13 protein-coding genes, 2 tRNA genes, 1 rRNA gene and 1 pseudogene are annotated in these 13828 nt (G+C 53.1%); 6 read left to right on the top strand and 11 right to left on the bottom strand.

All coding sequences use genetic code 11. The features are described from left to right. The first annotated feature begins 2 nt into the window (after nt 1-2). Entirely contained in the window at nt 3-386 is a 384-nt protein-coding gene (hpxZ, locus tag CUN67_RS03935) for an oxalurate catabolism protein HpxZ (RefSeq protein WP_208714091.1), read from the top strand. A 114-nt stretch (nt 387-500) separates the two neighbouring features. Here hpxZ and puuE read toward each other — a convergent pair whose 3' ends face one another. From puuE to CUN67_RS03920, 3 genes are read right to left on the bottom strand one after another with little or no spacing between them, the layout of a single operon-like run. Then, entirely contained in the window at nt 501-1463 is a 963-nt protein-coding gene (puuE, locus tag CUN67_RS03930; RefSeq protein ID WP_208714090.1) for an allantoinase PuuE, read from the bottom strand. Nucleotides 1464-1497: 34 nt separating this feature from the next. Next, nucleotides 1498-2229 carry an aspartate/glutamate racemase family protein gene (gene hpxA / locus CUN67_RS03925; RefSeq protein ID WP_208714089.1) on the bottom strand — a complete coding sequence of 244 codons (732 nt, stop codon included), beginning with the start codon at nt 2227-2229 and terminating at the stop codon, nt 1498-1500. Then, nucleotides 2229-2945, bottom strand: coding sequence for a GntR family transcriptional regulator (locus CUN67_RS03920; protein ID WP_208714088.1), 717 nt, complete (start codon nt 2943-2945; stop codon nt 2229-2231). The genes hpxA and CUN67_RS03920 overlap by 1 nt, the downstream gene beginning before the upstream one ends. A 145-nt stretch (nt 2946-3090) precedes the next feature. Here CUN67_RS03920 and CUN67_RS03915 point away from each other — a divergent pair, with 145 nt between their 5' ends. Continuing rightward, nucleotides 3091-4587 (top strand): NCS1 family nucleobase:cation symporter-1, encoded by a 1497-nt coding sequence (locus CUN67_RS03915; RefSeq protein ID WP_208714087.1) that lies wholly within the window; start codon nt 3091-3093, stop codon nt 4585-4587. 70 nt (nt 4588-4657) lie between these two features. Here CUN67_RS03915 and CUN67_RS03910 read toward each other — a convergent pair. Continuing rightward, nucleotides 4658-4734, bottom strand: a tRNA-Asp gene (locus CUN67_RS03910). Between the two features lie 134 nt (nt 4735-4868). Beyond that, nucleotides 4869-5600 carry a DNA polymerase III subunit epsilon gene (gene dnaQ, locus CUN67_RS03905; protein WP_208714086.1) on the bottom strand — a complete coding sequence of 244 codons (732 nt, stop codon included), beginning with the start codon at nt 5598-5600 and terminating at the stop codon, nt 4869-4871. Between dnaQ and rnhA the strand changes: the two are divergent. Further along, nucleotides 5554-6122: pseudogene (gene rnhA, locus CUN67_RS03900) on the top strand (ribonuclease HI). The gene dnaQ and the pseudogene rnhA sit on opposite strands and share 47 nt — an antisense overlap. On the opposite strand, the gene CUN67_RS03895 reads toward rnhA, so the two are convergent. After that, nucleotides 6107-6841, bottom strand: coding sequence for a class I SAM-dependent methyltransferase (locus CUN67_RS03895; protein WP_208714084.1), 735 nt, complete (start codon nt 6839-6841; stop codon nt 6107-6109). The pseudogene rnhA and the gene CUN67_RS03895 sit on opposite strands and share 16 nt — an antisense overlap. A gap of 40 nt (nt 6842-6881) precedes the next feature. Here CUN67_RS03895 and gloB point away from each other — a divergent pair, with 40 nt between their 5' ends. Further along, complete coding sequence (gene gloB / locus CUN67_RS03890; protein WP_208714083.1) at nt 6882-7637, top strand: hydroxyacylglutathione hydrolase; 756 nt, start codon at nt 6882-6884, stop codon at nt 7635-7637. A gap of 70 nt (nt 7638-7707) precedes the next feature. Continuing rightward, nucleotides 7708-9090 carry a murein transglycosylase D gene (gene mltD, locus CUN67_RS03885; RefSeq protein WP_208714082.1) on the top strand — a complete coding sequence of 461 codons (1383 nt, stop codon included), beginning with the start codon at nt 7708-7710 and terminating at the stop codon, nt 9088-9090. 62 nt (nt 9091-9152) lie between these two features. Here the strand turns inward: mltD and CUN67_RS03880 are convergent, their stop codons facing one another. Together CUN67_RS03880 and CUN67_RS03875 are read right to left on the bottom strand one after the other, a co-directional pair. Further along, the gene (locus CUN67_RS03880) at nt 9153-9956 is read right to left on the bottom strand and encodes an endonuclease/exonuclease/phosphatase family protein (RefSeq protein ID WP_084872900.1); all 804 of its coding nucleotides are present in this window, start codon (nt 9954-9956) and stop codon (nt 9153-9155) included. 146 nt (nt 9957-10102) lie between these two features. Next, the gene (locus tag CUN67_RS03875; protein WP_208714081.1) at nt 10103-11281 is read right to left on the bottom strand and encodes an MFS transporter; all 1179 of its coding nucleotides are present in this window, start codon (nt 11279-11281) and stop codon (nt 10103-10105) included. 98 nt (nt 11282-11379) lie between these two features. Between CUN67_RS03875 and yafC the strand changes: the two genes are divergently transcribed. Beyond that, a complete protein-coding gene (gene yafC, locus CUN67_RS03870) occupies nt 11380-12288 on the top strand; it encodes a DNA-binding transcriptional regulator YafC (RefSeq protein WP_208714080.1) in 909 nt (302 codons plus the stop codon). A 15-nt stretch (nt 12289-12303) separates the two neighbouring features. On the opposite strand, the gene dkgB is transcribed toward yafC, so the two are convergent. From dkgB to rrf, 3 genes are all read right to left on the bottom strand, one after another. Next, nucleotides 12304-13107, bottom strand: a complete 804-nt coding sequence (gene dkgB / locus CUN67_RS03865) for a 2,5-didehydrogluconate reductase DkgB (protein WP_208714079.1) — start codon at nt 13105-13107, stop codon at nt 12304-12306. A gap of 169 nt (nt 13108-13276) precedes the next feature. Beyond that, a tRNA-Asp gene (locus CUN67_RS03860) sits at nt 13277-13353 on the bottom strand. A gap of 74 nt (nt 13354-13427) precedes the next feature. Further along, a 5S ribosomal RNA gene (rrf, locus tag CUN67_RS03855) occupies nt 13428-13543 on the bottom strand. Nucleotides 13544-13828: the final 285 nt, after the last annotated feature.

Genomic DNA, 13828 nt, shown 5'->3' with positions numbered 1-13828 from the left:
GCATGACACCTGAACATATTGATCGTCCGGCGATTGTCGCCGAAGTGACAACGGCGTTTTATCGCTACGAGCAGGCGCTGGTCAGCAATGACGTGGAGGTCCTCGATGAGCTGTTCTGGCATGACAGCCGCACGATCCGTCTCGGTGCCGGTGAGAATCTGTATGGTATCGAAGAAATCCGCGCGTTTCGTGCCGCACGCCCCTCAGCCGGGCTGGATCGTACATTGCGCCACACGGTGATCACCACCTTTGGCGATGACTATGCGGTGTGCAGCACCGAGTTTACCCGTGAGGGAACGGAGAGGATTGGCCGTCAGCAGCAGACCTGGGTGCGGCTGCCATGCGGCTGGCGCATTGTTGCCGCGCAGGTGAGTTTGATGAATTAGCAGTATCTTGCCGCTACGCATTGATACCATTTGTACCCGGTCGGCATAAATGCCGACCCTACAACCGTAGGGTGCGCATTCATGCGCACCTGGAGATTGACGTTCAAAAGGTCCTTATCCAGCCACCGGTGCTGGGTGCGTCTCCATCCAGTGATCGGCGATCTGCTGGCGGGTACACACCCAGACCTGATCATGCTGCTGGATATGGTCAAGGAAGCGTTGCAGGCCACGGAACTTGCCCGGACGCCCCAGCAGACGGCAATGCATGCCAATCGACATCATCTTCGGTGCCGTTTCCCCTTCTTCATACAACACATCAAAGGTGTCACGCAGATAGGTGTAGAACTGCTCGGCGGTATTAAACCCCTGCGGGGAGGCAAAGCGCATATCGTTACATTCCAGCGTATACGGAATGATCAGATGTGGTTTGACCGTACCATCCTGACAGGTGACCTGCGTCCAGAAGGGTAAATCATCACCGTAGTAATCGCTGTCGTAGCTAAAGCCTCCCTGCTCCACCACCAGACGGCGGGTGTTGGGGCTATCGCGGCCGGTGTACCAGCCGGTCGGGGCTTTACCGAACAAATCCTTCAGCACATCCACCGCCTGCTGCATATGCTGACGCTCGGTTTTCGCATCCATGCCCTGATAGTGGATCCAGCGCCAGCCGTGGCTGACCACGTCATAGTCAGCGGCTTTGATCGCTGCGACAATTTCCGGATGACGAGCCAGCGCCATCGCCACACCAAAAATGGTCAGCGGCAAACCACGCTTTTGAAATTCGTTATGGATGCGCCAGAACCCGGCGCGGGAGCCGTATTCATAAAGCGAGTCCATCGACATATGACGATCGGCGTAGCTGGCCGCACCAATGATGTCGGAAAGAAACTGCTCAGAACCGGCATCGCCGTGCAGCACGTTATTCTCTGCCCCCTCTTCATAATTGAGGACAAACTGCACCGCGACGCGTGCTTTACCCGGCCAGCGGGCATGAGGTGGCTGGCTGGCGTAGCCAATCAGGTCGCGTGGATAGTTTTTGTTGAAGCTGTACTCTTTCTTTTCAGATACATCACTCATTCTGTAAATTCCTGTGGTAAACCTCAACCAGTGCTTAGTTTAGGTGCTGAAAAGCACCTGTGAGCGGTTTTTCTAGCGGGTAATCGAGATCACCATGTTTGCTGGTGCCAAAGCCCAGTGCCACCAGCGACTCCACCATTTTGACCGCCGCACCGACACCGTCGATCACCGGCAAACCGAGTTCGCGGGTCAGATCCTGAGCCAGCGTTGCCATCCCACCACAACCCAGCACAATCGCCCCGCTGCCATCCTCTCGCTTCGCCTGGATACAACGTTGGCGTACTTTTTCCTGTGCAATTCCGCTGCCATCTTCTAAGGCCAGCACCGGCAAATCGATGGCGTGCACCCCGGCACAGTGATGAGTAAAACCGTATTGCTGCAATAAATGGCGCGCGATAATCAGCGTGCGCGGCAGCGTGGTGACGATGGAAAAACGCGTCGCCAGCAACGTGGCGGTGTGCATCGCCGCTTCCGCAATGCCGACCACCGGGCCGCTTGCCAGCTCACGGGCGGCTAATAAGCCGGGATCGCCAAAACAGGCAATCACATGCCCGCTCACTCCCTGTGCTTTGCCCAGCTTCACCTGTTCCAGTACGCCAATCGCCGCAATGGCTTCATCAAAATGGCCTTCAATCGAAGGCACCCCCTGGCTCGGACACACCGCGATAATTTCCGTACCCGGTGCAGCAACGGCACGTGCCGCCTGGCCGATAGTTTCCGTCATTGCCAGGCTGGTGTTGGGGTTGATGACCTGGATCAGGCTCATTACGTGGCTCCTTTCCCGGCAAACAGCCGGGCAAAGTCAGGAAGGGTTTCACCGCTGCGTTCAAAGTGCAGGCTGGCGACAATATGTTCGAAGTGATGCTGAAGGGCTGCGGTCAGCGCAGGCAGATCCTTCTGACGTAGCAACTCCACCAGCCGATCGTGATGATCGCAACGACAGCCACGCTGCCAGGGCGCACCCCAAGCGGCAATCACCAGCGAGGAGCGTTGCGTCAGGCGCGTCACCATCTCGGTCAGTACCTGATTACCCGATATCGCCTGCAACTGGATGTGAAAGGCGGCCGACAGACGAATGGCGGCGGCACCATCATTCTGTTCGTGCGCCTGCTGTTCTTCCGCAATCAGGCCAGCCAATGCCGCCAGGTGCGGCGGCTGCACATGCGCGACGACCGCGGGCAGGTTGGCGCACTCCAGTAAATTACGCGTGGTAAAAATATCACGCGCCTCTTCCACGCCAGGCGTAGCAACCTGTGCACCACGTCTGGGCGATAACGTGATCATTTGCACCGCCGCGAGGCGTTGCAGCACCTTGCGAATGCCCGTGCGGCTGACACCAAACACCTCGGATAACGCTTCTTCCGGCAATTTGCTGCCTGGCGGTAATTGATGCTCGACAATGGCGTTCAGCAACGCCTGGTAGATGGGTTCGTCTCTATCATTCAGATCTGCGGCCGTTCTCTGGCCTGTTTCACTCTTCATTTCCCGCTCCGGTAAATGTCTGTGCACAGCACATCGTATACGTGAAAAACAATTTTTGTATACAAGAAATCAATTCTGGCCTGGATCCTGCAATACCGTTTCACGCTGTGATTATTTTTTCATTATTAAGAGAGGAGCAGGTTTCATGCCAAATCATTCTGAAGTGACCTCTGCGGTGGCCTCTGAAGCCAACGCCCATTACAGCCCACGACTTTGCAACGAGGATCTGGCACCGACGCGTGACCAGAACTGGTCGTGGTATAACATTTTCTCTTTCTGGATGTCGGATGTGCACAGTATGGGCGGCTACGTGGTGGCTGCCAGCTTCTTTACTCTCGGCCTGGCAAGCTGGCAGGTATTGCTGTGTCTGCTGGTGGGGATTTGCATTGTCCAGCTGTGCGCCAACCTGGTGGCGAAACCGAGCCAGATGGCAGGGGTGCCTTACGCCGTGATTTCACGCCAGGCATTTGGTGTTTTCGGGGCCAATATCCCGGCGGTGATCCGTGGCCTGATCGCATTCGCCTGGTACGGTATTCAGACTTACCTGGCAGCCAACGCGCTGATGCTGGTGCTGCTGAAGTTCTTTCCGTCACTCTCCGGCATGACGCACAGCAGCTGGCTGGGCTTATCTCTGCTGGGTTGGTGCTGCTTCGGTGTGATGTGGTTCCTGCAGGCGTTGGTGTTCTGGCACGGGATGAACGCGATTAAACGTTTCATCGATGTGGCCGGCCCGGCTGTATACGTCGTGATGGTAGCTCTGGCCGGATGGATTGTATACAAGACTGGTTTTGACGGTATCTCCTTTACCCTCGCCAGCAAACAGCTGAGCGCCGGTGAGCAGACCTGGCAGATGATCACCGCCACGGCTCTGGTGGTGTCTTACTTTTCCGGTCCGCTGCTTAACTTCGGCGACTTCTCCCGCTATGGCAAAAACATGGGTGAGATTCGTCGTGGCAACCGCTGGGGCCTGCCGTTTAACTTCCTGTTGTTCTCCATCGTTACCGTGGTGATTGTCTCCGGCAGCAATTCGCTGTTCGGGCGTATGATTACCGACCCGATTGAAACCGTCAGCATGGTAGGTAACGATTTGGCGGTGGCAATTGGCCTGCTGACCATGATCACCGCCACCATCGGTATCAATATTGTGGCGAACTTTGTTTCACCGGCTTTCGACTTTTCCAACTGTTCACCGCAGAAAATCAGTTTCCGCACCGGTGGCATGATTGCCGCTGTAGGCTCGGTACTGCTGACACCGTGGAACCTGTTCCAGTCACCTGAACTGATCCACTACACCCTGGATGTGCTGGGCGCGTTTATCGGACCGCTGTTTGGTATTCTGATTGCCGATTTCTATCTGATTAAACGCAGTAAAGTGTATGTCGATGATTTGTTTGATGACACGCCGAAAGGCCGTTACTGGTATCAGAGCGGTTTTAACCCGAAAGCGATCGCCGCCTTGCTGCCATCGGTGGGAATTGGCCTGATTATCAGCTTTATTCCTTCACTGCATGAGGTGGCGAACTTCAGCTGGTTCATCGGTGTGGCGCTCGGCATGGGTTGCTATCGCTGGCTGGCGCGCGCTGAACGTGACGTGTCGGTTACAGCAACCTATGGTGGCAAGGTAGCCGTGCAGAAGGATTAAGGCATATCGCGCCGCTACGGCAGAAAAGCAAAAAGCCGATTCATTGCTGAATCGGCTTCTTTAAAGAGATTGGCGGTGCGGACGGGACTCGAACCCGCGACCCCCGGCGTGACAGGCCGGTATTCTAACCGACTGAACTACCGCACCGCGCTGTGTTCCCCGTCGGGAACGAGGCGCATATTAATGGCAGGGCGATCAGCCGTCAACGCTTTTTCTGTGGCTTTGTTTCGTTTGCTGCTTTTTTCGACTTAACGCCGCTTTTCCACGCAAAATCAGCGATTTCAGGCGCGCCACAGACAGCAGCCGCCCTTCTTCATTACCAGATCTAAGCGGCTCTCATGTGCCAGACATTCTTCATCACTGGCGCTGACCACGCGCAGCCCGGATGCCGGACGCACAATGCGCTGAATATTTTCACCGTCGGCCTGGGTGCTTTGCTCGCTGTCCATCGAGAATGCCAATGACGTCTGGCCACCGGTGATGGTCAGGAACACTTCAGCCAGAATTTCGGCATCGAGTAATGCGCCGTGCAGCGTGCGCTTGCTGTTGTCTATTTCGAGACGGCTACAAAGCGCATCAAGGCTGTTACGCTTGCCGGGGAACATCTTGCGCGCCATCGCCAGGCTATCGGTTATCTGGCAGAAGGTTTCCGTTTTGCCAATGTCGCGTTTCAGCTTGGCAAATTCGTAATCCATAAAGCCGATATCGAACGATGCGTTATGAATTACCAGCTCAGCACCCCGGATGTACTCAAGAAACTCATCGGCGATGTCACTGAAGCTGGGTTTATCCGCCAGAAACTCATCGGCAATACCGTGCACACCAAAGGCTTCCGGATCCACCAGCCGATCGGGCTTGAGGTAGATATGGAAGTTGTTGCCGGTCAGGCGGCGGTTGATGACTTCAACCGCACCGATTTCAATGATGCGGTGTCCTTCATAGTGCACGCCGATCATATTCATGCCGGTGGTTTCGGTATCGAGGACGATCTGGCGGTTATTTGCAGTGCTCATAGGACTCGTTTATGTCAGACTTGGTGTTTTGTCAGTTAAGGAAGTCTACCAGAGATGCGTAAACAGGTAGAAATATTCACCGATGGATCCTGTCTCGGCAATCCTGGTCCTGGCGGCTATGGCGCCATTCTGCGTTATCGCCAGCATGAAAAAACCTTCAGTGCCGGTTATCGCCTCACCACCAATAATCGTATGGAACTGATGGCCGCGATTGTCGCACTGGAAGCGCTGACGCAGCCGTGTGAAGTGGTGATCAGCACTGACAGCCAGTATGTACGCCAGGGCATTACCAGCTGGATTCATAACTGGAAAAAGCGTGGCTGGAAAACCGCGGATAAAAAACCCGTGAAGAATGTCGATCTGTGGCAACGGCTCGATCTGGCGCTGAGTTCACACCAGATTTCCTGGGAATGGGTGAAGGGCCATGCTGGCCATCCGGAGAATGAGCGCTGCGACGAACTGGCGCGCACTGCCGCCAGCCAACCATCACAGGACGATATCGGCTATCAGCCCGAATCCTGATCCTTCATTTTTCGAAACTGCCGCGTCGCATTCACCGTCTGTCGCAACTGCGCTTTACTCAGGCTTTTTTTCACTTTGGTGGGCGTTAACGGGAAGGTGCGTTTACGCGCCACCACCACATTCAGGCAGCCCAGCGCAGGCAGGTGTGCACTGATCACTTTTCCGCCCTGACGGTGCCAAGGCACCACCTGGAAGCGGGTGCGGTAAACCACTTCGTAATTCAGCAGATTAAGCCAGTCCAGCAATCGCATCTGGCTAAACATGCGGCCGCTCCAGGGCGCACGACCATGCAAACCCGGAATGCCTTTGCTGATACCAAGCAGGCTAAAGGGATTAAATCCACTGATAATCATCCAGCCATCGTCAATCAGTACGCGGTCCACTTCGCGCAACACACGATGCGGGTCCTGGCTCCAGGCTAACGTATGCGCCAGCAAGCAGGCATCAATCGATTTAGCTTCAAACGGCAATTGAGTGGCACGGGCAATCACCTGCAACCCTTCGCCCTCTTCGCCGACATTCACCTGATGCGAAATAGCACAATGGCTGGTGTTGATTTCTGCGCTCAGGCTGCCAATTTTAAGCATATGGAAGCCATACAGCTTACCGAGCGAAGGCTGAAGTTGCTGTGTTAGCGCGTCGCGAAAATAGTCGCCCCAGGGCATGTCGCGCCAGGAGCGCGGCGCAGTCAGGATTTGGCGTGTTTTAGCCGGCTTCATGCTTTACCATCTTCCTTTTTCTACGGCCTGAGAGGTGTTTATGAATCTTACCAGTATTCCCGCATTGCAGGATAACTACATCTGGACACTGACGGATGACCAGCAAAATTGCCTGATTGTCGATCCCGGCGAAGCACAACCGGTACTGGATAAAATTAAAGCCAATCGCTGGCATCCGGTGGCGATTTTACTGACTCACCATCATCACGACCATGTGGGTGGCGTCAGCGAGCTGCTCCAGCATTACCCCGATATGACGGTTTTCGGTCCACAGGAAACTGCAGATAAAGGGGCAAAGCAAATTGTGGCCGATGGAGATGAATTTACGCTGTTAGGGAGAAATTTTCGTGTCATCGCGACCCCTGGACACACTTTAGGACATATCTCATATTTCAGTTCGCCTTATCTTTTCTGTGGCGACACGATGTTTTCCGGCGGTTGTGGCAGATTATTTGAAGGCACCGCGCAACAAATGTTTGATTCATTTCAAAAGCTTAATGAACTCCCTGCCGACACCTTAATTTGCTGTGCCCATGAGTACACTTTATCCAATATGAAGTTTGCTGCGGCTATTCTGCCCCATGACCCCAAAATTTTAGCAAGGTTCCAGCAAATTAAAGACTTACGTGCAGAAAATCGTATTACTTTGCCAACAAATTTGGCTTTAGAAAGGGAAATAAATTTATTCCTTCGTACGCAAGATCCTGATTTAAAAAAGGCTTTAGGCGGTAATTTTACAACTGCGCCTCTTTGGCAAGTTTTTGCTGATCTACGCGAGAAGAAAGATCGCTTTTGATTTTTTTGGTTGTGTTGTGTCAGACCGTCAAGTATTATTGCTCGTCTTTTAAGCGACTATTGACACACACATGAAGGCAAAAGCGATATTAATCGCCTCTGTCTTGCTGGTGGGAGGATGTCAGGCATCAAGGAATGACGCCACGATCCCAGAACAGCATGCTCAGAGCCTGTCTTCAGCTGGTCAAGGTGAAAATGGAAAGTACGGAGATCGCTTGTTGTCGCCGCGCTGGCAAGATGATGGAACCAGCCTCGCAGAAGACACTGATCTCTGGAATCACATTAGTGACGAGTTGAAGATGGGGATTCCGGATAACCCCCGGATCCGCGAACAAAAAACAAAGTACTTAAGAAATAAGAGCTATCTCCACGATGTAACATTACGGGCAGAGCCGTACATGTACTGGATAGTCGAGCAGATACAGAAACGTAAAATGCCGATGGAACTGGTACTGCTACCCATAGTGGAGAGCGCTTTTGACCCACATGCAACATCTTCTGCGAATGCCGCTGGCATCTGGCAGATTGTTGCAACTACGGGCAAAAACTATGGTTTGAAACAAAACCAATGGTATGACGGTCGCCGCGATGTGGTGGCTTCTACCAAGGTTGCGCTGGATATGATGCAGCGTCTCAACACCATGTTTGACGGTGACTGGTTACTGACCATTGCCGCCTATAACAGCGGTGAAGGACGTGTGCTCAAGGCGATTAAACAGAACAAGGCGCGCGGTAAGCCGACCGACTTCTGGAGCCTGTCGCTGCCACGCGAAACCACGGTTTATGTTCCGAAAATGTTGGCCTTGAGCGATATTCTCAAGAACAACAAGCGCTACGGCATCAAATTGCCGACCCCGAACGAGAGCCGTGCACTGGCTCGCGTGGAAGTGGGTCAGCAGATTGAGCTGACGCAGGCCGCAGATATGGCTGGTATGTCGTTAAGTAAGCTGAAAAGCTTCAATGCCGGTTATAAACACGGTGCGACAGCGCCGAATGGACCGCACTACATTATGGTGCCTAAGTCCAATGTCGCTCAGCTACGCAATTCACTGGCATCCGGTGATATTGCCGCCGTGCAGCCTTCCCAACTGGCGAAAGCCAGTGATGCGGGTAGCAGCTACACGGTGCGCAAAGGTGACACCTTGTCTGGCATTGCCAGCAAGCTCGGCGTTAGCGTTAATACACTGAAGCAGCAGAATAACCTGCGCGGTGCCTCGGTTCGAATCGGTCAGAAGCTGACCGTTGGCGACAAGGGCTCGCAGCTGGCCGATAACGGCAACAGCATCACCTATCGTGTTCGTAAGGGTGATTCTCTTGCCAGTATCGCGCGACGTCATGGTGTTAACATCAAAGACGTTATGCGCTGGAATAGTGTGTTAACGGCTGCGAAAAGCATTCAGCCAGGGGATAACCTCACGCTGTTTGTCCATAATAGCGCAACGCCAGATACCTAATGGCTCGAAAAGGCTGACATTTGTCGGCCTTTTTCATTTTTCTTGTCTGGAAAAAATCGGCTTTAGCGCGCAGCTGCCCAGGTGGAGTTAAATTCGACCAGCAATGGATTGTGGTCTGAAGCGCGAGTCACCAGCACTGACGCCTCATTCACTTTCATATCGCGGTAAAAAACAAAATCCAGTGGGCGACCGAAGGCTTTGCGTCGGTGGTCATCGGTAAAAGTCACTTCCCGCAATGACATCTCCTGAGCAAATCGAAACAGCGCCTTCATGCGCTGGCGACTCCAGGCATTGAAATCACCCGCCATAATTACCGGACCACGGTGATACTGAATCTGCTCACCAATCGGCCCCAGCTGTTTGCTATAGACATCAATACCCAGGCTGAAATTCACCGCATGAATGTTCACCACCATCAGCATTTCGCCGTTCGGTAGCGGGTAGGCCGTCACCAGCGCCGATTTAGCCAGTCTCAGCAACGGCTCTCGCTCACGCAGTGGGCAGCAATAGACAGGATGCGCCGATGCCAGCGTCATCACGCCAGAGGGATGCTGTGGCAGGACAAATGCGGGCACCTGATCGGCAGCGAGGTAGTTGCTGGTGGCAAACCTTACCAGCTCAGGCGTCGTCTGTGCTTCCTGTAGCAATACCAGATGCGCATCTTTGCCAAAGCCCTGCAGCACTGACATCCAGTCTGCTCGCTGCTGTTTAAAGATGTTCCACACCAATACCCGTAAAGTCGGGTCGGCTGGCAATGGTGCGCCGGGCGGCAGTGCCTGCCCAAGATGCAGCATCGCTCCCGGCGGAAAGATCCGCTCGGCAGGCTGACCTGCTACATAACGCATTGCATAGGTTTTTTTCCGCACTTTCCCGCCTGGCTCGTTACAAACATACTTCACCTGACTGTTATAGGGATTTTAGCGCGGGGTTTCAATTGGTGTTCTTGATTGTCGGATTGGATATATCGGTTTAAACGTGAACAGCCTGCCATTTGGCAGGCCGTTTCTGAGGATTATTCCACGGCTATCACAGCGCGAGGCTTATCCAGCAAGCCACTGAGGCGTACCAGCAATAATGCGATGAAGACAATCACTGCCCCTACCCACGGCGTTTGTGCTAACCCATAATGCTGAACAATATATCCGCCAACTGTGGAACCCAGTGCGATACCAATATTAAAGGCGGCGATATTGAGTCCAGAGGCGACGTCTACCGCTCCGGGAGCATAGTGTTCGGCCTTCTGTACCACGTAAACCTGCAAGCCTGGCACGTTGGCGAAGGCGAAGATGCCCATGATGATCACTGTCGCTAACGCCAGATAGTGCGTATTGGCCGTGAACTGAAAGACGGCTAACAAAATCGCCAGGGCGGCGAAAATTAAGGTGAGAGCAGGCACAGCACCACGACGATCTGCGAGTTTTCCTCCCCAGATATTACCTATCGCGACAGCGATGCCGTATCCCAACAAAATTATGCTCACGGCCGAGGGAGAGAAGCCCGCCAGAGACTGCATCATCGGAGCCAGAAAGGTAAAAGCAGTAAACACGCCACCATAGCCCAATGCGGTAATCGCGTAGATCAGCAGTAAACGTGGATTAGTCAGCACCCGAGCTTGTTGAAGTAACGACGTTGCTGGCGGCTGCGCAATGTTACGTGGCACCAGCAACATGCTGCCCATCAGCGCAATCACGCCCAGCACTGACACCGCAAGGAAACTCTCACGCCAGCCAAAATGTTGCCCTATCAGAGTCCCTAGCGGCACCCCCGTCACCAGGGCAACAGTCAGACCGCCAAACATGATCGCAATAGCGCTGGCCCCCTTCTCTTTGCTCACCAGGCTGGTGGCGATAGTTGAGCCGACGGAGAAGAATACACCATGCGCCAGACCGGTCAGCAAGCGGGCAATGACCAGCGTTTCATAGTTTGGGGCCTGCCAGGCCACCAGATTCCCCAGAGTAAACAGCGCCATCAACCCCATTAGCAAATGCTTACGCGGTAATTTACCCGTGAGAGCAGTAAGTACCGGAGCACCAACGGCAACACCGAGAGCGTAGATAGAGACCAGCATCCCGGCAGAAGGAAGAGTTATGGCAAGCTGCTCCGCGATAGTTGGGATTAACCCAACGATGACAAATTCAGTTGTTCCGATAGCGAAGGCACTGATAGTTAGCGCCCAGAGTGCAAGTGGCATGATTGACTCCCATTAGTTTTGATGGGCGTCAGTATCCGCCTATGCTTTAATAACAAAAAGATGCAAAGTAGCAATAGACTTTTGCATATGGAGGGATAATGAAGGCATCATCAGATGAATTGAAAGTGTTCATTGCCGTGGTGGAAAGCGGTAGCTTTAGCCGGGCTGCGGAGCAGTTGCACATGGCAAATTCTGCCGTCAGTCGCACCGTAAAAAAGCTTGAGACTAAGCTGGGAGTGGCTTTATTGACTCGCACTACGCGTCAGCTGGCACTCACTCATGAGGGGGAACACTATTTCCGTCGCGTGCAGAAATTGATGCAGGAAATGTCGACGGCTGAAAACGAGTTAATCGAACGCCAGCTGGCTCCCCGGGGGGTGCTGCGTATTGATGCGGCCACACCGGTGATTCTGCATTTGCTGCTGCCGATGATTAAGCCTTTTCGCGAACGTTATCCTGACGTCACGCTCTCACTCATCTCCTCAGAAAGCTTTATTAATCTTATTGAGAGGAAAGTCGACGTTGCCATTCGGGCTGGTACGCTGACAGACTCCACCCTGCGCGCGCGTCTGCTATTTATCAGCTTCCGCAAATTAGTCGCTACCCCTGCTTATCTGGCGAAGTATGGCGTTCCTGTGTCGGTAGCAGACTTGTCTAATCATGAATGTCTGGGCTTCGTTGAGCCTTTACGCCTTAATCGCTGGCCTGTCGCACAGGAAAATGGCGAACTTTATGATATCCAGCCGGGTATGTCGTCAAACAGTGGAGAAACGCTGAAACAGCTTTGTCTGAATGATAACGGTATCGCCTGTTTATCTGACTATATGGTCGATAAAGAAATTGCTGAGGGGACGTTTGTTGAAGTGCTGGCGCAGCAACGTCTGCCTGTAGAAATGCCCTTTAATGCGGTTTACTACAGTGACCTTGGTGTCAGCCAGCGTGTGCGGGCGTTTATTGATTTTCTCAGTGAGTGGATACAGAACCAGCCCTGGCGTAGCCAGGACTGATTGTTGAATGCTTACTTAATCCCAGGAAGGTGCCAGGCCTTCCGGACTGACCAGACGTTGCCCCCGATCCAGCGCATGGATCTTATCCATATCCTCATGATCCAGTTGCAGATCCTGCGCATGCAGGTTACCTGCAAGGTTCTCACGTTTGGTCGAGGATGGAATGACTGCGTAACCCAACTGCATTGCCCATGCCAGCACAACCTGCGCAGGAGTAGCCTGATGTTTTTTCGCAATTGCCTTAATTGCTTCGTCTTTCAGCGCTTCACCATAAGCCAGCGTCATATAAGAGGTAATGTGGATACCCTGTTCCCGGGCGAACTTTACTACCTGTTCATTCTGCAAATACGGATGTAGCTCAACCTGATTAGTCGCGATATTTTCTACGCCCACAGCTTCGATTGCCTCTTTCATCAGTGCAATGGGGAAATTTGAGATGCCAATCTGGCGTGTCAGCCCGGCTTCTTTGGCCGCCATCAGCGCCTGCATACTTTCTTTCACTGAAATGGCTGCCCCTGGAGATGGCCAGTGAATTAAGGTGAGATCGACGTAGTCAGTACGCAGTTTGAGCAGGCTCTCTTTGAGGCTGGGAATCAGTTTGTCAGCAGAGAGGTTTTCTACCCAGATCTTAGTCGTCACGAATAGCTCGCTGCGCTCGATGCCACTTTCAGCAATCGCCTGACCTACTGCAGCTTCGTTTTCATAGATCTGAGCGGTATCGATAGTACGATAACCCAGTTCAAGTGCGGTTTTAACTGAATGAATAACAACGTCGTCTTGCAGACGGAAAGTGCCTAAACCAAAAGCAGGGATTGTCATAATTACCTCATCGGTGAATGGAATATTTCAATGAGGGACATTGTGACAGCATCATTGCTGCTGAAAAATCCGCTTATAAGCAGAGGAATTTTGCGTTTTAGTCAACAATAAGATTGATATGCCAGAAATGAAAAAGCCCTGACTTTTCAGTCAGGGCTAATCAAGAGAGTGGCGGTGCGGACGGGACTCGAACCCGCGACCCCCGGCGTGACAGGCCGGTATTCTAACCGACTGAACTACCGCACCACCGAATACTGCATTACCAGCGGGGTCTCGCTGATAACCGGTGTTACCTTTTCAGGTAAATACCTTAAATTGATGCCTGGCAGTTCCCTACTCTCGCATGGGGAGACCCCACACTACCATCGGCGCTACGGCGTTTCACTTCTGAGTTCGGCATGGGGTCAGGTGGGACCACCGCGCTACAGCCGCCAGGCAAATTCTTTGTGCTCTGTCCTGTGTCTTTTGCACTGCTGCTGCGTTGGCTGCATTCGCGTAAGTCAGTCACATACTTATGTATGCTCCTTCCTTCCGTCTCTTTTGCCGCCTTGCTTCAGCGCAAAATCCTTCNGACNTCAATCCGCAGGACATAACTGAATCCGGTAAACAAAGCTGAAAATTCTTCTCTCGGCCTCTCAGCCAAAACGCCTCTGGCGTTGTAAGGTTAAGCCTCACGGGTCATTAGTACCGGTTAGCTCAATGCATCGCTGCACTTACACAT

The sequence above is a fragment of the Pantoea cypripedii genome, assembly GCF_011395035.1.
Taxonomy (GTDB): Bacteria; Pseudomonadota; Gammaproteobacteria; order Enterobacterales; family Enterobacteriaceae; genus Pantoea; species Pantoea cypripedii_A.
This window is presented reverse-complemented; position numbering and strand designations above follow the sequence as displayed.